Origin of the sequence: Streptomyces sp. AN091965 (assembly GCF_022698285.1) — a bacterium.
GTDB lineage: Bacteria > Actinomycetota > Actinomycetes > Streptomycetales > Streptomycetaceae > Streptomyces.
Window position 1 is genome coordinate 12,813 of record NZ_JALDMY010000003.1, and the last position, 21,771, is coordinate 34,583.

General features: G+C 74.3%; 8 protein-coding genes. 3 read left to right on the forward strand and 5 right to left on the reverse strand.

Features of this window, described 5'->3' with window-relative positions:
• Positions 1 to 157 precede the first annotated feature (157 nt).
• From MQV74_RS40335 to MQV74_RS40345, 3 genes are all read left to right on the forward strand, one after another.
• Positions 158 to 781 carry a hypothetical protein gene (locus MQV74_RS40335; protein WP_242729413.1) on the forward strand — a complete coding sequence of 208 codons (624 nt, stop codon included), beginning with the start codon at positions 158 to 160 and terminating at the stop codon, positions 779 to 781.
• A 292-nt stretch (positions 782 to 1,073) separates the two neighbouring features.
• Positions 1,074 to 1,490 carry a hypothetical protein gene (locus MQV74_RS40340; RefSeq protein WP_242729414.1) on the forward strand — a complete coding sequence of 139 codons (417 nt, stop codon included), beginning with the start codon at positions 1,074 to 1,076 and terminating at the stop codon, positions 1,488 to 1,490.
• Positions 1,487 to 5,455: a WD40 repeat domain-containing protein gene (locus MQV74_RS40345; RefSeq protein ID WP_242729415.1), complete on the forward strand. Its 3,969-nt coding sequence runs from the start codon at positions 1,487 to 1,489 to the stop codon at positions 5,453 to 5,455. Before MQV74_RS40340 ends, MQV74_RS40345 begins: the two co-directional genes overlap by 4 nt.
• 43 nt (positions 5,456 to 5,498) lie before the next feature.
• Here MQV74_RS40345 and MQV74_RS40350 read toward each other — a convergent pair whose 3' ends face one another.
• From MQV74_RS40350 to MQV74_RS40370, 5 genes are all read right to left on the reverse strand, one after another.
• Positions 5,499 to 7,313 carry a hypothetical protein gene (locus MQV74_RS40350; RefSeq protein ID WP_242729416.1) on the reverse strand — a complete coding sequence of 605 codons (1,815 nt, stop codon included), beginning with the start codon at positions 7,311 to 7,313 and terminating at the stop codon, positions 5,499 to 5,501.
• Positions 7,306 to 12,567, reverse strand: coding sequence for a hypothetical protein (locus tag MQV74_RS40355; RefSeq protein WP_242729417.1), 5,262 nt, complete (start codon positions 12,565 to 12,567; stop codon positions 7,306 to 7,308). Before MQV74_RS40355 ends, MQV74_RS40350 begins: the two co-directional genes overlap by 8 nt.
• On the reverse strand, positions 12,564 to 15,773 hold the full coding sequence (locus MQV74_RS40360) for a hypothetical protein (protein WP_242729418.1): 3,210 nt from the start codon (positions 15,771 to 15,773) through the stop codon (positions 12,564 to 12,566). The genes MQV74_RS40355 and MQV74_RS40360 overlap by 4 nt, the downstream gene beginning before the upstream one ends.
• Positions 15,770 to 16,939 (reverse strand): Kelch repeat-containing protein, encoded by a 1,170-nt coding sequence (locus MQV74_RS40365; protein ID WP_242729419.1) that lies wholly within the window; start codon positions 16,937 to 16,939, stop codon positions 15,770 to 15,772. Before MQV74_RS40365 ends, MQV74_RS40360 begins: the two co-directional genes overlap by 4 nt.
• A 73-nt stretch (positions 16,940 to 17,012) precedes the next feature.
• Positions 17,013 to 21,770, reverse strand: a complete 4,758-nt coding sequence (locus MQV74_RS40370) for a kelch repeat-containing protein (protein WP_242729420.1) — start codon at positions 21,768 to 21,770, stop codon at positions 17,013 to 17,015.
• Position 21,771: the final 1 nt, after the last annotated feature.

Below are 21,771 nucleotides of genomic sequence, written 5' to 3' on the forward strand. Positions count from 1 at the left end.
TGGCAGCCTTCGAAGCCGTGGGGCAAGGTGAGGGCGCCTCGGTGAACCGGAGGTCCAGGGAGGCCTGGTGCCGGGGTGAGCCTTTGGAATCCCGTCCTGCGGGCGCTGGTGCGCGTGATCCGTGATGGCGGGGCCCGGCGGAGCGAAGGAGTCACCCATGGACCTGAGACAGCCCAAGCCGGGGTCGCCGCGGGAAAGCGGCGACACCGAGAACCCGGACCGGCGCGCCATGCTCATCACCGTGCTCAAGGCGACCGCGGGCGCGGCGGGCGCCACCGCCATGGCCGGGGCCTTCGCCGGGCCCGCCGCGGCGGCAGGACCGCGACGGAGCCCCGCTTCGGCCCGCGCGAGCCAGGCGGACTGGCGGTTCTGCGTGAAGTGCTACGGCCTGTTCTTCCGCGGCTACCCGTCGGACGGCGCGTGTCCGGCGGGCGGCGGCCACGACTCGGCCGGGTTCAACTTCAATCTGCCGCACGACGTACCGGAGACGCCGACCGCGCAGCGCAACTGGCGCTTCTGCGACAAGTGCTACGGCCAGTTCTTCTACGGCTACCCGACCAACGGCCGCTGCCCCACCGGCGGCGGGCACCGCAAGGCCACCGGGGACTACGACTTCGTCCTGCCGCACGACATCCCCGAGAACGGCAAGTCCCAGCGCAACTGGCGCTTCTGCGACAAGTGCTACGGCCTCTTCTTCTACGGTTACCCCACCGACGGCGTCTGCCCCGCCGGGGCCGCCCACCGCAAGGCCGGCTTCGACTTCGTCCTGCCCTATCTGTAGAAGGGCGTTGCTGGCGAGCCGTCCTGGTGCGGGCGCCGCGGGGCGAACAACTCACGCAGAGGCGCTCACGGCAGACGCGGTTGCCGCACGAGGCCCGGTGCCCCCTCAAGCTCGCCTGTCACCGCCTTGCCACAGCCCTCGTGGTGCGTCCCGGCAACCCATCAGGAGAAGGATGGCGGCGGCTGTCACACATTCACCCGATTACTGTGTGTGATCTTCGCTCGAAGGCCAGGATGGCATCGACGGGGAGTTGGCTGGTTTCTTACCGGCCGATGGGTCGTGGAGGTGCCGGGTGGATCCGTTGGTGATGGCGGCGGGGACGGCGTTGGTGACGGCGATCGCCACCGACGCGTGGCAGCAGGCGCGGGCCGGGGCGGTCACCCTGTGGCAGCGGGTGCACCCGGAGCGGGTCGTGGCGATCGAGGCGGAACTGGAACACGCACGGGCCGCGTTGCTGGCCGCCCGGCGGGACGGTGACGTGCGGACCGAGGACGCCCTGGCCGACGAGTGGAGGGGGAGGCTGGCTCAGCTGGTGGCCGCCGACCCGGACGTCCTGGCCGAGATCCGACGGGTCCTGGAGCAGGTCTGGACACCGCTGCTGCCTCCGTCCGAACGGCCCGCGGTGCGGCACATCACGATGCACGCCACCGCGACCGGTTCCGGGCGGGTGTATCAGGCAGGCGGCGACCAGCAGATCACTGGGCCATGACCGGGCCGGACAAGCCGGCCCTCGGTGGCGAGCGGACGGTGCTGCGCGCCCTGGCCTCCCGTCGAGCCCGCATCTACCAGGCCGGACGGGACCTGCACATCGCGGAGCGCGATCTGCACCTGCACTACGAGGACGGCGTACGCCGGGCCCGGCAGTCCACGTCGGACACCCGCGGTGGCGAGTGCCCCTACCCGGGCCTGGCAGCATTCGCAGAGAGGCAGGCCGGGTGGTTCTTCGGCCGGGACCGGCTGACCGCCGAACTGCTCGTGCGCCTTGACGAACGGGTGCGCGCCGGAGGAGCGCTCGCCGTGGTCGCTCCGTCCGGCGCCGGCAAATCCTCGCTGTTGCAGGCCGGTCTGCTGCCCGCGCTGGCTCGTGGAGCCCTGCCCGGGTCGGCTGGCTGGCCGCGTCTGCGGCTCACCCCCACCGCGCGTCCTCTGGGCGCCCTGGCCGCTCAGCTGGCGCGCGCCTCGGGCGTGAGCCCCGAGGCCGCGGCCGAGGCGGTGGCGGACGGCCCCCGGGCGTGTGTGGCGCTGGCGTGCGGCACCGCACCACCGGCTGCTGTGCGGGAGGGACAGGACGGTGCCGACGGCGGCGCGGACGACGAAGACCGCGGCCCGGGCACCGGCCGCGTACGACTCGTCGTCGTGGTCGACCAGTTGGAAGAACTCTTCACCGAGTGCGGCAGCCCGCAGGACCGGCAAGCCTTCCTCGACGTACTCAAAGGCCTGGCGCAGGCGGACTCCGACGGCACAGGCCCGGCAGGGCTGGTCGTGCTCGGGCTGCGGTCGGACTTCTACACGCCGTGCGCGAGTGACCCCTGGCTGCGGTCCGTGCTGCAGAGCGGCCAGCTCGTAGTGGCGCCCATGACGGAACCCGAGCTGCGCCAGGCCATCGTCCTGCCGTCCCGGGAGGCAGGCCTGGACGTCGAACCAGGCCTGGCGGAAATACTGTTGCGCGATCTCGGCATGGCCGCGCCCGCCCTCGCCGGTCCCGCAGCCCGCGCTGTCGACCCGGGCCCCGCCGCCCTCCCCGAAGGACACAGCCCTGTGCCCCCGGCCGTCGCCCGTTACGAGACGGGCCGACTTCCCCTGCTGGCCCATGCGTTGCGTGCCACCTGGCAGCAACGGCACGGCCATCTCCTCACCGTGGAGGGTTATCGGGCCACCGGCGGCATCGACCGCGCCGTCGCCACCGCGGCCGACCGCGCCCTGGCCACGCTGGACGAGTCCGGGCAAGCCACCGCGCGGCAGCTGCTGCTGCGCCTGGTGCACATCGGCGACGGCACCGAGGACACCCGGCGCAGGACGCACCGCGACCGGTTGCTCGCCGAGCTGCCGGATCCCGAGCTGGCCGCCCGGGTCCTGGCCGTGTTCTCCGCTGACGACGCCCGGCTGGTCACCGTCAGCCAGGACGGCGTCGAGATCACCCATGAAGCCCTGCTGCGCGCGTGGCCCCGGCTGCGCTCATGGATCGACACCGACCGTGCCGGTCTCCTCGTCCACCAGCAGCTGACGCAGACCGCGTACACGTGGAAGAGCGACGGACACGACCCGGCCTGTCTGTACACGGGCAGCCGCCTCGCTCTGGCCCGCGACTGGGCCCAGCGCGACGAGCACCGGGCCGGGCTCGGCCCGCTCGCCCGGGACTTCCTCGACGCCAGCGTCCAGCAGCACACCGCGGAACTGCGCGCCGCCCGCCGCCGTGCTCTCCGGCGCACCCAGCTCACCGTCCTGCTGGTCGTCCTGCTCGCCATGACTCTGATCGGCGGGGGCCTCGCCTTCCAGCAGTGGCAGGAGGCGCGGGGCCAGCGGCGTGACGCGGCCGCCCGGAACCTGCTGTTCCAGGCCGAGTCGCTCCGCAACGAGCAGGCGGGTGACTCATTGCTCCTCGGTATCGCCGCGGCACGCACCGCCACGGGCCCACGCACACGGGCCAGCCTGGTGAAGACGCTGATGGGAACCCACTACCGGGGCACCCTCCCCCCGCACCACGGCGGGGTCACCGGTGTGGCGTACAACCCCCGGCAGCACGACGTCATGGCCACCAGCGCCGACCGGACCGCCCAGCTGTGGAACATCGCCGACCCGGCCAGACCGCACCACCTCGCCACGCTCACCGGACACAGCGCGGGGGTCAACGCCCTCGCCTTCAGCCGCGACGGGGCCCTCCTGGCCCTGGGCAGCTGGGACGGGACCGCGTCCCTGTGGGACGTCACCGACCCCGAACGGCCCCGGCTGCTGACCGTACTGCGCGGACACAGCGAGCCGGTGTTCGCGGTGGCCTTCAGCCCCGACAGCCGCACCCTGGCCGTCGGGAGCTGGGACAAGACGGTGTCCCTGTGGGACGTCACCGACCGGGCCAGTCCGCGCCGCCTGATCCTCCTCCCCCACCGCGACACCGTCTCCGCGGTCGCCTTCAGCACGGACGGGCACACTCTGGCCACCGGGGGCGAGAGCCGTCAGACGACCCTGTGGGACGTCCGCCGACCCGCCCGCACACGCCGTTCGGCCACGCTCACCGGCCACACCAGCACCGTGTGGGCGGTGGCGTTCAACCCCGACGGGCACATCCTCGCCACCGCCGGTGCGGACAGAACCGTGATCCTTTGGGACGTCCGCGCACCCGGGCATCCACGCGAACTGGGCACGCTCGCCGGTCACGGCAACTCGGTCAGGGCGGTGGCGTTCAGCCCGGACGGACACACCGTGGCCACGGGCAGCTGGGACAGTACCGCCGCGCTGTGGGACGTCACCGACGCGGCGCACCCGGTCCGCCTCGACGTCCTCACCGGACATTCCCGCGCGGTGGAGGCCGTCGCGTTCCGTCCCGACGGGCAGAGCCTGGCCACCGGAGGCGCGGACCGCTCGGTGATCCAGTGGGATGCCGTGGCGGCGGCTCCTCCGCGTCGACTGGCTTCCCTGCCCGGTCCCGCCGGGGCCGGGCGAGGCGTGGCGCTGAGCTCGGACGGACGCACCGCCGTCACGACCGACGGCAGCGCCGGCAGCAGAGCCACTCTGTGGGACCTCACCGACCGGGCACGCCCCCGGCGACTGGCTTCCCTGGCCGGGCACACGGCCGGTGTCGGCTCGGTCGTGATGAGTCGAGACGGCCGGACGGTGCTGACCGGCAGCACCGACGACACCGCGATCCTGTGGGACATCCACCACCGCCGTCGCCCCCGTCAACTGGCGTCCTTGAGGGGTCACACCAACGACGTGTACGCGGTGGCTCTGAGCCCCGACGGTCACACCGCGCTCACCGGCAGCACGGACTCCACAGCCCTGCTGTGGGACCTCAGCGATCCGCTGCACCCCCGTCAGCTCGCCACGCTCAGCGCCCACGGCAACTGGGTGAACGGGGTGGCGTTCAGCCCCGACGGCCATCTCGCGGTCACCGCAGGCGGCGACGGCAGGGCGATCCTGTGGGATGTCACCCGCCCGGCGCGGCCACGGCGCCTGGGAGCGGCGGCCCACCCCAGCGGCGCGCTGTACCAGGCGGTCTTCAGCCCGGACGGCCGCAAGCTCGCCACAGCCGGCGACAACTCCACCGCGGTGCTGTGGGACATCGCCGACCCCGGCCGGGTCCGCCGTCTCGCGACGCTGAGGGCTCACGCCAGTTCCGTGTTCACTGTGGCGTTCAGCCCCGACGGACGCGTCCTGGCCACCGGCAGCTGGGACAAGACCACGAGTCTGTGGGACATCAGCAACCCCGCCGCGCCCGAGCAACTGACCGTGCTGACAGGCCAGTCCAAGGGCATCGGCGCGCTGGCGTGGAGCCGGGGACGCCACCTCCTTGCGGCGGCCAGCCACGACGGGTCCACCCTGGTGTGGGACGTCACCGAACTGACCGATGTCGTCGCGGACCCCGTCCGGCGCGCTTGCGCGATCACCGACCGCGGCCTCAGCCGCGAGGAATGGACCGTCCGCGCCAAGGGCCTTCCCTACCGGCGCACGTGTGGCTGACCCGGAGCACCACGAGTGGGGGCGGGCCCCGGTGGGCCGGGCTTCAGGTGGAGGAGTCCTTCAGGAGGTCGAAGGCGAGGCCGCTGGAGCGTTCGCCGTGGCCGGTGGTGCGTTGGGCCGAGAGCCAGACGACGACGCGGCCGTCGCGCCACCGGGTCCTGTTGAAGGCGACGGTGAGCCGGGTTCCGGTGCGCGTGACCTCCTCCTCGTTGATGAAGTACGGCCGCTGCGCGTCAAGGCCCTCCCGCAGCAGGGTCGTGCGCGGCCGGACCGGTACGCCGTCCACCTCGCTGGGCATCGCGGCACGCTGGAGTTGCACGCTCCGGCTGTCCCCCGGCACGTGTACGGGAATGAAGGGGATCCAGTTCTCGGGGACCGGGCTCGCGATCTCGTAGGTGAGGTCGGCGCGCGGGTCGTCGGCCGGTGACGGCGGGTGGAGCCTGCGGCGGTGGGCGAGGCTCTCGGCCGCGGTCTCGTCGCCGTTGCGGCCTCCGCCGTTGGCCGACTGGACCGTCTCCTCGATGCCCCAGACGAGGTTGGCGCTCTCGTCCCGTACGAGTACCACGGCCTCCAGCGGGGGGCCGGTGGCGACCTTCGGGGTGCCCGGCGGCAGGAGCAGGCCTGTCTTGCCGTCGGTGCCGAGCGTGAACATCGACCAGCGCTGCCAGTCGTGGCGCTCGCCCGTGCCCGCCGGGGTGATCCACCGGCGCTGCCCGAAGACGTCGGTGACCGCGAGTCCCTGGATGGTGGCCAGGGTCCCCGCGGGTACGTCGCAGGGAAGCTGGTACCAGTCGTTGCTGAAGACGAGTGCGAACTCCAGGAAGATGAGCCGGGCCAGGTCGGTGCTGTCCGGGGTGACGGCGGCGAAGTTCGTGGTGCCGTCCTCCAGCGCCCACCAGCGCGGCAGGGGCATCCCCGCGAAGCTGACCGGTGCCGGGAACACGGTGCGTGCGGCCGGTACGGGCGCCGGGTCCGTGCCGCCGAGCGAGCCGCCGGGGTCGGCGGAGAAGGCGTGCCAGTCGAGGGGGCCGCCCGGGTACTCGGCGGCCGTGAGGACGCGCTCCCCGCCGCCGGGGGCGGGTGCGGAGACGGCGAAGGAGTGTTCGAGACGCCGGGCGTCCCAGGTGGCGTTGCCTTCGGGCCGCTCCGCGGTCACACCGGTCGGGACGTCGATCAACTGGTCGAACCAGGAGGTCAGTCGGGGTCCGAGCGCATCGAGGGTCGCGCGGTGGGGGCGGGGCAGGTCGATGCCGTCCGAGGGGTGTCCGCCCGCCTTCAGGTGCTGATGGAGCAGGTGTCCGTCCATGCGTCGGCCTGCGAGCGCCTGCATGGTCGCCCAGACCTCCGGGTGCGCGACCAGCGCGCTGTCGGCTTCGTCCGCGGGGTCGGGCAGCGCGACGGGGTAGCGCGCGGTGAACTGCTCGGGCACGTCGTGCGCGCGCAGCACCGGCACGCCGGAGACCAGCTTGAGCCAGCGGCGGCCGAGCGCGAGGCGCAGGTCGAAGGAGATCCGGTCGGCGCCGAGGGCGAAGGGCAAGGGCCTGCGTTCGGCGACCGTCTCCAGCGGCCTGTCGGTGGGCAGCGCTTCGGCCGGTCCGTCCCCCGGGCGGAACCGGCTGGGCGTGCTGGTGGTCACGGCGTACCTGGCGGTCACGGGTGAACCCGCGTCGGCGCCCCGGAACTCGCCCAGCTGCCATTGCCGGGTCAGCAGCCACAGCGCGTCCCGCACCTCCGCGCGCAGCGCGCGGTCGAAGTCGGTGGTGCGCGGCCTGCCTTCGAGCCGGTTCCAGACGCCGACGGCGGGGTGCGCGCGGTCCCGGAGCGCTCCGGCGAGATCCGCGATGCGTGGCTCAGTCATGGTCGGCCTTCCAGCGGACGTTCGCGATCGACAGATCGGTGCTGATGGTGATCGGTTGCGCGGTCGCCGACATGAGCGTGGCGGGCAGCAGGTGCGCGTAGGCGCTGTCCTCCAGGTGTACGGGTTCCACGGCGCGGGTCCTGGCCATCTCGAAGGTCTCGTGGACCGCGGCCACCAGGTCGGAGGTGTCCCAGGTGCCGGTGCGTACGGGCGGTGCGACGAGGAGCATGGCCTGGGGCGGCTCGGAGTCGGGACGGTCCACGTCGGCGGTGATCCCGGTGGTCTGCCGCTCGGCGGGGATGACCTCGGTCCACTCGTCGAGGAGCAGTCCGCAGTGCGGCTCGTCCTCGTCCGCGCCGTCGGCGTAGTGCGCAGTGAACAGCAGCCGGTCCTCGGTGAGCGCGGCGCCGGGGGCGAACTCCATGCCGAGCCAGTGGTCGTTCTGGCGGTACGGGAGCTGGACGGGGGCCAGCTCGGGCTCCTCGTCGTCGTCACGCAAGGCTGAGCTGAGCAGCACGGCGCGCTCCCAGAGGCGGGGCATCTCGCGGACCCGCGCGAGCCCGTGGATCCAGTCGTCGAGCGGGAAGTCCCTGTTCACCGGGGGCCGGGTCAGGTGGTCCAGGAGCTTGGCGCTGTCCCTGCGGGCCTTCGTCCACTCGGCGGTGAGCGCGGCGGGCGGCGCGAACTCCGGTACGACGACGGTCTCGGGGCCGAGCATCGCCCGGAGTGCCTCGACGCCCGCCGCGACCCGGTCGGGGTCGGTCACCGCCTGGTCGTACGCGGTGAGTGCGGTGTCCGCCGAGGCCCGTCGGTCGGCGATGTCGGCGCGCAGCGCGCGTGCCCGGTCGAGGAGTTCGCTGCCGAAGGCGACGACCCGGTCCTCGACGGGGGTGAGGTCGAGCCCGGCGGGGTCGATGTCGGTGAGCGGCAGCAGGTCGGCCACCTCGGCTAGCAGGCCGCTGAGCGTGCTCTTCGTCGTCTGTGCCTGCCGGTTCAGGGCCTGGAGGCGGTTGCGGAAGGCGGTGCGGCGACTGCCGACGATCCCGCGCAGTTGCGCGGGCCTGTTGGGGAGAGGGGTCGTCGGGCGGGTGGTGAGGAGGCGCTCGGCCTGCTGGAGCACGCGGAAGCGCTCGCTGTCGGCGGTGGCGGGAGGCAGCGCGTCGTACCGCGCCAGGAGCGCGTCGGCGTCGGCCAGCGCCCGGGTCATGCGTGACGCGGTGGTGGCGACCGCGGCGAGCACGTCGGCGTAGACGCCCCTGCGCCATTGGGTGAGCTCGCCCCAGCCGCTGCGTACCATCCCGAACCCGGACGCTGTGGTGGCGAGCCCGGCGTACCGGGTGAGGAAGCCGTCGATGGCGGTGAGCACCGCGGCCCGCGACGGTGGTGCGGGCGGGTCGGGGTAGAGCGGTGCGAGGTCGTGAACGTAGTCGGCGGCCTGCTCGTCGAGTGCGGCGAGGGAGTCGCGGACGGCGGCGGGGCGTGCGCGGGGCAGGGACACGGCGTCGTCGGCGGCGCGGTCGACGGGCGTGGTGCCCGCGGCGGGCGCGAGGTCGCTGGTGCGCAGGGGCCGCGAGGTGGTGAGCAGAGTGCGCAAGGCCCCGATGAGCGGGGAGAGTTCGAAGAAGGTGACCTTGCGGGAGACGCGTTCGGTGTGGCGGATGGTCAGGGTCGCGTCCGGTCGCGGGTGGTCCCGGTCGATCACGGCGCCGGTGATCCGGTCCTCCAGGTCGGTCATCGCCTCGGCGCCCGCGGAGCGGACCGTCCACAGCAGGTCGATCGGGTCGAGCCCGAGGTCGTCGAGGGCGACGTTCCGGCTTCGGTCCTGTCCGCTCACCGGGTCGGTCCAGGTGACGCGGGCGACCACGTCGTCCGCGTCCGGCAGCATCCCCTCCAGCCAGTCGTTGACGGCGGGTTCGGCCTGTGCCCTGGGGGTCGCGTGGCTGTCCGGGCGCAGGCCGGGGCGCAGCCGCAGGGCGAGGCGGTGGGTGAGGGTGGTGCCGCTGCGCGGGGTCTCGACCACGGAGGGCCGGGGCGGGAAGCCCGCCTTGGCGTAGGCGTCGAGGGTCGCGGAGGCGCGCTCGGTGTTCCCGGCGAGGGCCTGGTGGGCGCTTTCGGCCACGGCGAGGTCGGCGAGCGCGTCGTGCACGTCGAGGAGCGCGCGGACCTCGGCGGTCAGGGCCGCGGCCTGGCCCGGGGTGGCGGGGGGCAGTACGCCTTCCAGGCCGAACGGGTAGGTGTCCGGCACACCGGTACGGGTCACGTGCCGGACCAGGGCGAGGCCGTCCACGACGTTGCGCGCCTCGACCTGCTCGATCGGGACGCCGTCGGCGGGGTCGGGCGCCGTCTGCGGGATCTTGCCGGCGCGCAGCGGGAACCGGGCGCGCAGCGCGGTGATGAAGCGATCGACCTCCGCCTCCTCGTGCCGGTCGTGCAGGCCGCGCTCGAACCGGTAGCCGAGCAGCGCGCCGAGCGGCTGGCCCTGCCGCAGTCCTTCGAGCAGGCCGAGCGCGGTCCGCACCCGCTCCGAGCTGAGGTTCACGGCGAAGGTGTCGGGGTGGTCGGGGCTGGAGTTGGCCGTGTATCCGGCGCGCAGGACGGCGGCGGTCCTGGCGTGTCCTGGCGAGGGCGCGTGGACGAAGCCCGCGTTCCGCGGGTCGTGCAGGAGCGGCTCGCCGTCCGCGAAGATCTCCGCGAGTTCGCCGGTCAGCTCGACCGGGGTGAGCTGTGTCGCCCGGGGCCGGACGTCCTCCAGCCAGCCGTAGGCGCCGAGGTGCAGGCCGGGGCGGGGCACCGCGCCGCCGTTCGTGCCGAACCGCAGCTCCTCCAGGCGTGCGGTGGCCAGGCCGAGGCGCCAGGCGTCGAGCCGGTAGGTGGCGAGGTCGAGGTGTTCGGTGAGGAGCCGCTCCAGGCGGGCCGTGGGCAGGTCGGCGAGGATGCCGAGGGCCTTGATCTGCTCGGCGAGTTCGGCGGTGGCGGGCGTCTTGCCGAGCACGCCCGGGACGAAGTCGGCCAGGAGCTGGTCGGGGCTTCCCGTCACTGCGCGCTCCGGCGAGTACAGCCTGCGGAAGCGGCTCTCGCTCGGCAGCATCCGGCCGGGGTCCGGGATCCGTACGTGCACGAACGGCGGGTCGGCCGCGAGTTCGTCGGGCGTGGCCGCACCGGCGGCGACGGCGAGGTTGCGGGCGGCGTCGGCCCAGCCGAGCAGCACCGCGTGCCGCAGCAGCAGATACAGCAGCGCGGCGGGCGGCGCGTCGTCGGTGAAGCCGCGTTCGAGCCGGACCGCGTCGAGGCTGACGCCCGCTTCGTCGGCGAGCAGGCGCAGGTAGTTGCGGCCGTCGGGGGTGTAGGCGCGTACGGGGTCGGTCTCCGACAGGGGCCGGTCGTCGACCAGGGGTGCGAGGAGCGGCTGCTGGGCGTCGGTGAACAGCTTGCGCAGCAGGTCGGGGTCGTGGTCCGGGCCGCCGTCGGGGTGCCCGAGGCGGGCGAGGAGTGCGCGCAGCGGTCCGGGCATGTTCAGCCGGTCGAGCGCGGGGAGTACGTCGGCACCCCGGCCGCCGAGGTTCTCGCGGTTGAAGAGGTCCTCGACGCTGTGTGCGTACCGCTGGTGGTACTCGGCCGAGGTGGGGTGCAGGGCGAGGATGTCCAGGAGGAGCTGGTGGGGGTCGTCGGTGTCCGCGCCGGATCGGGGGGCTTCGCCGAGGTGGGCGACCTTGTCCGCGGCGACCTGCCAGTCCTGGGCCGCCGCGCTCAGCAGTCGGTCCAGGCCGCGCAGGTGCACGGCCGAGTCGGGCCAGGTGAGGCGGGAGAACGCGGTGGTGGGCAGGATGCCGTACGGCTGCCTTCCGATCCGGACGGCCGGGACCGGGCCCCGCCCGGAGACGTGGCGCAGGAAGAAGTCCCTGGTCTTGCGGACGGTCTCGACGTCGAGGACGGGGTGCAGGGCGGTCTGGAGGTAGGAGCCCCACGTCACCGGCCACAGCGCGGTGTTGGCGGCGCGGGCCTCGCGCTGGTCGGTGCCGTCCGCGTGCGGCATGCCGTCGAGGACGGCGGTCGGCAGGCCGAGGAGTTCGGCGAAGCGCAGGCCGTCGGTCTTGGCGGTCCAGTCGGTGGCCTCGGCGGCCGGGGCGGCGGCCGGGCGCAGGGCCGACTCCGCCTCGTCGGCGTCGTCGTGTCCCGCGGGCAGCCGCTCGGTGTTGTTGGTCGGGGTGCCCTGCGGCAGCAGCGCGTAGCCGTCGGGGCCGCGCAGCTGCCGGGTGATCAGGTCGGTGAGCTGCTGTGCCGACGTGAGCGGGTCGGTCTCCTTGCGCAGGCCGAACACGAGCAGCCGGTCGAGGCCGCCGCGCGTACGGTCGTCCAGCGGGACGCGCAGGCCCATGCCGAGGGCGACGGCACGGTCGAAGTCGATGAGCCAGCGCAGTTCGTCGGGGACGTGCAGGGCCCCGGTCGCCGGGTCCACGGAGATCTGGTCGGCGGCGGTGGGGTCGGGGCTCACGGGCAGTGTGTCGGGCACGGGCGCGCCGGTCGCGGACAGGACCTGCTGTCCATCGACGTAGCCCAGCGCCTGGAAGCGCTCGGGCAGCAGCCGGGCGCGCGCGGCGCGGGTCCATGAATCGAGTGCGGTGGAGCCCGTCGCAGGGGGCGGCAGCACCAGGAAGGCCACCTGTACGGCGTCGCCCGTACGGGCGGGCGCTCCTTCGACGCCTGCGGGGCGCAGACCCCTGATGGCGGCGGCCCGGGTGGCGCCGACCGCGGTGAGCAGCGCGGTGTCGGCCTGCCGCAGCAGGCGGCGGTCGCCGTGCGCGCGCCAGACCGCGGTCCAGTAGGCGGATGTCGGCTGCCGGTCCGCGGCGGCCACCGGCTTGGGGCCCACGACCACGAGCACCGTCGTGCCGGCGGGGACGGCGGTCGGCTCCTCGCCGGGGTTGGCCGGGAGCCGCCCGCTGAGGAGCCAGGCGGCGCGTCCGGGGGCGATCCGTCCGGCCAGCTCCAGCTGGGCGGCGCGCAGCGCGGCGGGCTCGCGTGCGGCGGCCCAGCGCGCGGTCCAGTACGCGTCGAGGGCGGCGATCTCGGCCGGTGTGGGCCGGGGCTCGAACTTGTCGACCGACCACTCGTCGGGGAACACCCGGATCAGGAGCTCGGACGGGGTGAAGCGGGTCTCGATCCGTACGGGGCCGAGGAGGACGGGGAAGTCGTCGCTGAGCTGAGTCGTGGTCGCCGCCGAAGGCGTGGCCGGGGGTGGCGTCGAGTGCGTCATCGGGGCAGCATTTCCTGTGCGTGGACGGCCACCAGGACCGGCACCTGGAAGAGGATGTAGGCGAGGTCGGCGGAGCTGAGGCCGGCGTGCCAGAGCGGCAGGTTCTCGTCCTCGGCACGCTGTTCGCGCTTCTCCTGGTCGTCCTCGGAGCCGTCGAAGGCGGCCAGGGGGACGGTGACCTGAAGGTCGAGTTCGAGGAAGCCGCGCCCGCGCGGGTCGACGTCGGCCCACGACAGGTCGTTCCAGACCTCCACCGGGGTCGGTTCGGCGTCGTCGACTCCGAACCTGGGGTCCCCCGGGCGCTCCTTGAGGAGGAAGAACCAGCCCGCGTCGGCGGGTGGGGCACCGCGTGCCTCGTCGGCGTCCAGGTCGAACCCGAGGAGGGTGATGTCGGGCTCGATCCTCGCCTCGTACAGCGGGAACCGCACCAGTGAGGGGGGCGGCCTGTCCTCGTCGGGCAGGAGCACGGGCACCCGCTCCTGCGTCAGGTCGGGCAGGCCGTCCGGGCCGAGCGGCCACTCGGCCCGCTGGGCGTAGACGGCGGCCGTCGGGTACCTCTTCAGCAGCTCTCCCCGCACGACCAGGACGAGGTCTTCCTTCTGGGGTCCGGTGCCGACGCGGTCGTTCACGTTCTGGCCGAGCCGTCCGGTGGTCGGCCAGGTGTGGACGGGCGGGATGTCGTAGCACCGCTCGCGCCGCTGCTCGGCGCTCTCCCCCGGCCTGAGCTGTGCCGTGCGGGGGTCCCAGAACTGCCGGAAGGGGGTGCCCCGTTGGTCGGTGGGGTACTCCCGCCAGAGCAGTTCGCGGGCCATCTCGTGGTTGAGTCCGACGAGGTAGGACTCGATGAACTCGCGGTTGTTGGCGAGCAGGGTGATCGAGTTCTGCGGGAGCAGGTCGAGGCGCGGGACGAACGCGTCGGCCGACTGGTCGAGGAGGTCCCGGTAGGTGGGCAGGTCGAAGACCGGGTACGCCATCGCCTCGATGAAGTCGTCGGCGAACGGGCGGAGCCGCTTGGGCAGGCCGACGGACCCGAGGAGCGTCCTGGGTACGGTCGTGTCGGCGCGCAGTCCGGACAGCACCGCGCCGGTGGCGGCGGCGACTTCGAGCCGCGCCCGCGGAGCGGCCCTGCCGACCGAGGTGGCGACGTTCAGGGCCTGGTGCAGCTCGCGCAGTGCGCCCTTGAAGCGGGCCGCCTCCGGGCTGTCGGTGGTGCCCGTCCTGGGTACCACGGGGTCGCCGACCTCGCGGAGCCGGAAGTCGGGGCTGTGCGGGAGGCTGTCGACCGGGTCCGTCGGTGGCGGCCCGGGGTGCAGTGCGGCGGCGAGCCGTTCGGCCGTGACGAGCCCGGCCGGGGTGGTCTTCGCGGGCGCGGCCGTCACCGCCCCGGAGGGGGCGTCCATGCGGGGCACGAGCGCGTCCGGCGGGCGGTCGGGGGTGAAGGGCAGCATCCGCATCAGGCGCGACCCGGGCCGGGTGATCCGCCGCATCGCCGGGGACAGCGGCGCGCCCGCGACCTGGCTGGCAGCCACCCGGAATCCGACCGCGACCTTCTCCGCCTGCCCGTTGGGCGCCACGGCCGCCGCGGCTGTGCCGGTGGCGGCGGACGTCACCCGCGCGTGCGCGGGCGCGGTCAGGCGCAGCGAGCGCCCCGACGGGGCGGCGGACAGTTCCACCGCCGTAGTGCCTCCCACCGGGTCCAGGTGCTTGGTCTGGAGTACGTGCCCGACCTCGCGGGCCAGCTGCGCGGCGCGGATCCGGGCGTTGGCGGCCAGGACGTCCCCGACCTGTGCCCAGGCGGCGGCCATCAGCTCTTCCTGGCGTGCCTGGACAACCCGCGTGCCCAACTGTGCGGCGGCGCGGAAGCGCGGGTCGAGGTTGAGCCGGTGGACCCAGTTGCGGTTCTCGGGCGGCGGGACGGGGGTGCCGTCCTGGCGGGTGAGGACCCGGGAGGTGAGCGCGTGCCACCTGCCGTACAGCGAGGGGGTGAGGAGGGGGTCGGACTCCGCCGCGGGCGGCGGCGCGTCGAGCGGCGTCGCTTCGAGCGCGGCGTGCGCGGCGGCCGGGGCGTGGCGCTGGTAGTCGTCGGCGAGGTTGAGCAGCGCGGCCAGGGCGCTCTGGAAGGGGTGCGGGTACGGGGCCGCGGGGGGCGGCCAGTCGTGGAAGTTGTCCCAGTTCTCCGCCGCGTCGGGCTCGGTGCCCGGCGGCTGCGGCACCTTGAGCGCGCCGCCCATCGGCAGGACGCCGCCGAGCGCTGCCGGTGTCTGGATTCCGGGCAGGCCGAGGCCGGGCGAACGGTGGACGTCGATGTCCCGGCGCCCCACGCGTGGGTCGGGCCTCTGGGGGCGGAGGAGCCGGACGAGGGATTCGAAGTCGCCGGTGCTGCCGGTGGTGAACGGCCAGCGATGGTAGTACGGCAGGTGCCCCGACACGGGCCGGCCCGCGTACGGCGGCCCCCACGCCAGGTGGACGGCGCCGGGCGAGCCCGCGGGGTCGAGGCCGAGCCCGGCCAGGCGACCGGTCTCGAACGCCGGTACCAGGAACGCCTCGTAGGCCGTGTCCGGGCGCAGCCTGCGCGGGCACAGCAGCCGCGAGCAGGCGTCGTCGGCGTGGGTGCGGAGCACCTCGGCGAGCGCGGCGAGGGCGGCTGCCGAGCTGTCGGAGGCGACGGGGCCCGGCAGTGAGCCGTTGACGTGCACGTGGGCCCAGGCGCCGAGCTGGTCGGGCCGGGGCAGGGTGGCGGCGGTGTCCCGTACGGCGATCACGGGCAGCGGCCCGCTCCCCTGCGGCCTCTCGGTGAACTCCGGTGCCGTGCCGTCCGCCGGGGCCCGGACGGCGAGGACGACGAGGGCGAGCCAGGGGGCGAGGCGCTTGGTGGCGTCGTCGGGCGGTGCGGGGCTGTAGCGCCAGGGGAAGTCCTCGTCGGCGAACTCGATGTGGGCGAGGTAGTTCGGCTCGTAGTTGGTGGTCCCGGGCCGCGGCTCCCTGCGGGAGATCGCGCGGGGGTCGACGCCGATCACGTCCCCCGGACCGTAGAGCTGGACGCTCCGCTCGATCTCCTGCACCAGCGGCCCGCCCGTGAGGGGCTCGCCGGAGATCCGCAGCCGGACCGGGATGCGGGCGCGCGCCGAGGTCCCGGGGTCGCCCGCGATGCGGGTGGCGATCCCGGCGCGCAGCCAGGGCAGGAAGGAGTACGCGTTCGTGGTCACGAGGCGCCCCCGCCGGTGAAGATCTCTGTGCTCGCCGTCAGTTCGGGCAGGTCGGGGTCGGCGGCGGCCGTCCCGGTGCGGGTCGTGCCGCCGGTGACCAGGACCTTCCCGCCGGGCAGCGGCGCGGCGGCGAACGCCCACCGGCCGTCGGCGAGGCCCACCGCCGGGGACCAGGTGTCCGCGACGGAGTCGTAGAGGACGGCGCTGCGGTAGCCGGCTTCGTCCTTGTCGTCGGCAGCACCCCCGATGACGAGGACCCCGTTCGGGCCGAACGGGAGCGCGCGGTGCAGTGCGCGTCCCGAGGGCATGTCAGCCGCGGGCTTCCACGTCCCGGCGGTCAGGTCGTACAGCTCGGCGGTGCGCTGGCTGAACGGGTCGAACGCGCCGCCGCCGGGCGCTCCGGGCGCGAGGCCGCCGGTGACCAGGACCGTGGTGTCCGAGAGCCTGGTGGCCTGATGGTGGCTGCGGGGCGCGCGCAGGCTTCCGGTCGGCGCCCACTTCTTCGAGGGGGAGTCGTACAGCTCGCAGAAGGCGAGGGCGGGCTCGTCGGCGCTGCCGACCGGCGCGGTGCCGCCGCAGACCAGGACGGCTCCGTCCGCGAGCGGGAGGGCGGTGTGTCCCGTGCGGGCCTCCGTCATGTCGCCGACCGCCGACCAGGTGCCCGCCGCGGGGTCGTAGAGCTCGGCCGTGCGCAGGGCCTTGACGCTCTGGGGCGACCGGAACGTGGTGCCTCCGGCGACGAGCACCTTGCCGTCGGCGAGCAGGACCGCGCTGTGGCCCGCGCGGGGACCCGCCATGGCGCCGCTGGTGGTCCAGGCACGGGTCGCCGGGTCGTACAGCTCGGTCGTCGCGAGGGCGGGGGCGCCCGGCGCCGGGCCGCTGGTGCCGCCGGTGGCGAGGACCTTCCCGTCGGGCAGAAGGGTCAGGGTGTGCAGTCGACGGGGCGTGTTCAGGGCTCCGACCGGGAGCCAGGCTCCTGCGGCGGCTTCGTAGACGGCGGCGTGGCTGACGGCCGCCGCGGTGCTGTCGGCGCCGCCCGCGACCAGGACGGCGCTTCCGCCCGCGATCGGCACGGCGTTGTCGTGCTGCCCGTACCAGGTGGCGGCCCGGGGCAGGGCGGGAGCGGACGTCCAGGACCCGCTGGCCTGGGCGGAGGTGGTGGTCATCGAAGCTCCTCGGGTGCGCCGTCCGTACGGGTGGGGGACCGGTCCGTGGGCCGGGAGCCGGTCCGGGACGTGGTCAGGGGATCAGTGCCTCCGCCGTGGCGGCGAGCTGGAGTGGTTCGGGTCCCGGGGCGGCGGCGCCGGCCGCCGCGATGCCTCCGGTCACCAGTACGCGGTCGTCGGCGAGTTCGGCCGCGGCCGTGGACCACCTGCCCTGGGCGAGGCCCGCGAGCCGCGTCCAGGTACCCGCTGCCGGGGCGTACGCGAGCACGCTCCGGAAGCCCGCGGTGAAGCCTGGACCCCTGGTACCGCCGATGATCAGGACGTCCCCCGCGCGGGTGAGCAGCGCGCGGTGCCGGGCGCGGCCGCCGGGCAGGGGGGCCGCGGGGGTCCAGGCGCCGGTGACCGGATCGTAGAGCTCGGCAGAGGCCAGGGCGCGCGGGCTGAACGTGCCGTCCGCCGCGACGACGGGCTCGCCGCCCGTGACGAGGACCCGGCCGTCGGGCAGCAGGGTCGCCTGGTGCCCCTTGCGGGGCGTGTGGAGACTGCCGGTCGGGGTCCAGGTGCCGTCGGCCGGGTCGTACAGCTCGCAGTGTGCGAGGGCCGCTTCGCCCGTGCCGCCCGTGGGCAGCGCTCCGCCCGCGACAAGGACCCGGCCGTCGTGCAGGAGCACGGCCCGGTGGCCCGTGCGGGCGTCGTTCATCGGCGCCGTGGCGGCCCAGACCCGGGTCACGGGGTCGAACAGCTCGGCGGAGCGCAGCGCGCCGAAGCCGTGCCCGCCCCGGGCGGCGCTGCCTCCGGCGGCAAGGACCCGGCCGTCGGGCAGCAGGGTCGCGGAGTGCGCGCACCTGGCTGCGGCCATCGGGCCGGACGCGGCCCACCTCGCGGCGGCCGGGTCGTACACCTCGGCGGAGGCCAGGGGCACGGCGTCCGTACCCCGCCCTCCGGCGGCGAGGACCCTGCCGTCGGTGAGCCGCGTGGTGGTGTGCAGGCGGCGGGGTGCCGCCAGCGGGGCCGCAGCCGACCAGGCGTTGGCGGTCGGGTCGAAGAGCGCCGTCGCACCGAGTGCCGTGCCCGTGGGGCCGGCCCCCCCGGCGATCAGCGCCTTGCCGGTGGCGAGGACCACGGTGTCCGCCTGGCCCACGGGGGCGGGCAGGGTGCCCGCGGGCGCCCAGGTGCCGGGCACGAAGGCCGGCACGGCCGCCTCGGACGCAGGGATGACGTGCAGCTGGCCGTCGAGCGTCGTGTCGGCGGCGACGAAGTCGGCGAGCGCGTCGGCCGCCGTGGCCTGGCTGCGGAAGTCCGCCGGAGCACCCGCGGACCTGCGGCCGAGCGCGCGCGGCGGCAGCGCGGGCACGTTGCTGCGCACGTACGCGACGACGAACCGCTGGTCGGCGACGCGCACGGTGTCGGCCGCCGCGAACGGCTGGCGCAGCAGCGCCTCGCGCCGGGACAGCGGCGACCTGCTGGTGCTGCTCCCCTGGAGCAGCCCGTCGAACACGGCGGTGCTGACGCTGTGGAACCGCTTGGTGCGCGCGGCGGACAGCCGCGCGGGCGGCTCGGTGCGCGGGCCGTCGGTGCCGGCCGCGCCGCGCACGCCGTTCGTGGAGGGTGCGCTGTCGATGATGTGCAGCTCGTAGCGCGCGCTGCGGCGCACGACGCGTGCGGATGCCAGGGCGCCCGTGGCGGCGGTGAGCTCCAGACCGGTGTCCTGCGTTTCGTACGCGGGGCTCGACAGCTTCGCCGCGTCGGTCATGTCCTGGTACTGGGCCATGGCGAACTTGTCGCCGGTGTCGGAGATCCGTACGAGCCCGCTGTCCGGGGCGGGCGCGACGGTGAAGCGCCTGCCGTCGGCCGCGCGCTGTGGGCCGACCTTGTCGAGGCGCACGTTGAGCGGCAGTGCGCGCTGCTGTACGGACAGCGTGCCCAGCGGATGCAGCACCAGGTCGTCGGACGGGGGGAGCCTGCGGAGGCTGACCAGTGGCTTGCCGCTGCCGGTGGGCAGGCGGGTCTGCCAGCCCTCGGTCTTGCGCAGCTCGGCGGCGAGCAGCGGGAGGACCTGGAGGGGCGGCAGCGTGGTGACGGCGTTCTCGCCCCAGGTGATGTCGAAGTTGGCGGAGATGGAGAAGAACAGGAACCCGATGGATCCCTTCCCGCGCGCCCGCCAGGGCGCGGGGCCCTCCAGCTGGAAACGCAGGTCGATGCTGAACACACCGACCCCGAACGCCTTGAGCGAGACCTCCGCGCTGATGGCGATGGCGAACCGGAACGGGTTGAACTGGAACAGCGCGTCGAAGCTGAGATGCCCCTCGACGCCGAACCCGCCGAAGCCGAGCCGGAGTTCCGCCTCCGCGCCGAACTGGGCGGTGTTGCTGGTGAGGGCGAAGTAGCCGGAGACGCGGATCAGTTGCCTGTCACGGTGCAGGATGTCGATCGACACCCGCTCGGGCACGGCGAAGGGCAGTGCCGGTGCCTTGTACGAGGGGTGGAAGCCGCCGACCGTGAGCACCAGGTCGGGGTTGTCGCCCCAGGCGACCAGGACTCCCATGCCGCCGTCGAGGGGCATGGTCAGCACGTGCGAGTCCACGAGGCGGGCCTCGAACCACAGCCGGTTCTTGCCGGGTTCCAGTGCCCCGAAGAAGTCGACGCGCAGGTCGAGGAGGGGCAGCTTCGCGTTCGGCAGCGTGGCGCGCAGGGTGCCGAGGACGGAGACGTTGCCGGGGATCTCGATGATCAGCCCGAGGGAGATGCTCACCAGCGTCGGGGTGGCCCAGCCGATCTTGGCCATCGGTCCGATGAGGAACGTGCCGTCCTCCGGCGGGAAGAACGCGTTCAGGTCGGACAGGACGCGCGGTGCGTTGGCGATCACGTCGCGCGGGAACATCACGGACTCGATCGAGCCCGTGCGGATGCCCTCGGCGAGCGCCTGGAGGTTCATGCCGCGGTTCAGCCCGATCAGGCCGCCGACCGCGAGCAGGGTGAAGCCGTAGCCGAGCTGGATGCCCTCGCCGAAGTCGGCGGTGACCACGATCAGCAGCGAGAACCCCTTCGAGCCGTCCGGCGTCCGGGTGCTGACGAGGCCGACGGCCTTGAGCTCCAGGAAGTCGGCGAACTCCAGCTCCATCGCCCCGGCGTATTCGCCGCGCGCGGGGTCGAAGGCGAGGAAGCCGCCCCCGCGCACCACGCCCGTGTCGATCGAAAGGCCCGCGCCGCCGGGCGGCTTGAAGCCGAGGGAGACGTCGAGCGGGCCGAGGTTCCCGTCCTGCTCGGGGCGCCCGTCGAACAGCGCGGTGAGGCCGACCCTGTCCACCACCACGGTGACGGGGCCCAGTGCGGCCGTGAACGTCGCGCCGACGCTGACCGGCACGGACCCGCCCGAGGGCGTCACGGAGACGGTCAGGCTCTGGACCTCGACCGGCCCGAGCCGCCGGCCCACGGGGATCCGGAGGTCCAGGTTCGAGGTGCCGCGGAAGTACGGGCCGTCGCGGTGCGAGACCCCGAGGGACAGGTCGCCGCCGACGGCGAACCCGTCGGCCGGAACGACCGCGGCGAGGAATCCGTCGGCGTCCTCCCCCGGCCGGAACACGAACTCCAGGCCCGTGAGGTCGAATTCGGCGAAGACGTCCACGTCGTCGCCGTCGACCCGGACGCCGCCCGTGCCCGCGAGCGCGCGGAACTGGAGCCGGGTGCCGTCCGGCGTTCCGAGGAGCAGCACCGGCGCCCGGTCCGCGACCATGCTCTCGGCCGTGACCTCGAGGGCGCCCTTGGCGTGCACGGGGGCGCCGCCCGACTCGAAGCCGGTGAGCACGTCCACGCCCTCGCCGGGCCGGGCGAGGAGCGCCACCCCGCCTTGGAGGTCGAGGCCGCTGCGCACCGTGAGGGCGATGCCGCACGCCAGCTCGAACCGGACCCCGAGCGAGCCGGTCAGCGAGGGCAGCAGCGCGAGGCCCGGCGCCCCGCCCGGGGCGGCCGGCGGCACCCGGACGAGCCGCACCGCGCCGCGCGCCCGCGCCTCCTCCCCCACGGCCTGGTCGAAGGCGACGAAGGTGACCGCGGTCGCCGTCGGGCCCAGCGGGTCCGTGCGCGGACCCTGCACAGCGGTCTCCGCGCCTTCGGACAGCTGCGCGATGCGCACGTCGAAGCCCATGCCCAGGAAGAGGTTGTCGAGCTGGGAGGCCAGCTCCGCGAAGTCGAGGTCGGGCCCGCCCCAGCCGTACGCGTTCTTCAGCACGAGCGACGGGTCGTCGAGCACCTTGGGGACGTCGGTCACGTCCAGTGTCATGCGGGTGTGGGAGGGGCGGCTGCCCGTGGGCGGCACGTAGGCCGCCTTGATGACGCCGAGCGCGCGCAGTCCGAACCCGACGGACGGATGGAAGCGTTGCAGGTACGTGATGACCAGGTGGTCGAGGAGCTGCCGGGGGAACTGCTCGCGGAAGCCGTCGGCCCTCAAGTGGGGCGGGATGGCCGAGTCGGGTGCGTCGGCGATGGCCCGGATCGCGGTCACGAGGCCTTGTACGGCGGCGAGTACGCGGGCCGCCTCATCGGCGGAGGCAGTGGCGGCGCTCGCCCTCTCGGGCTTTCCGGGGGCCGGGATGCGGAGCCCGGGGGCGCCCTCGTTGAGGCCGCCGTCGCCCAGCAGGCGACGCAGGCTGTCGTACAGCGTGTCCGTGGTGGTGCCGAGCGCGCGCAGCGGGGCCGGGGGGTCGTCGACCGTCCAGCCGAGTTGGTGCAGGAGGCCGATGCATGCCTGAGGGGAGGCGACGGCCTCCCGCAGGGGCAGCAGTGCCTGCCCGATCCCGGCGAGGAGCTTGTCGAAGGTGCCCTGGTCAGCCATG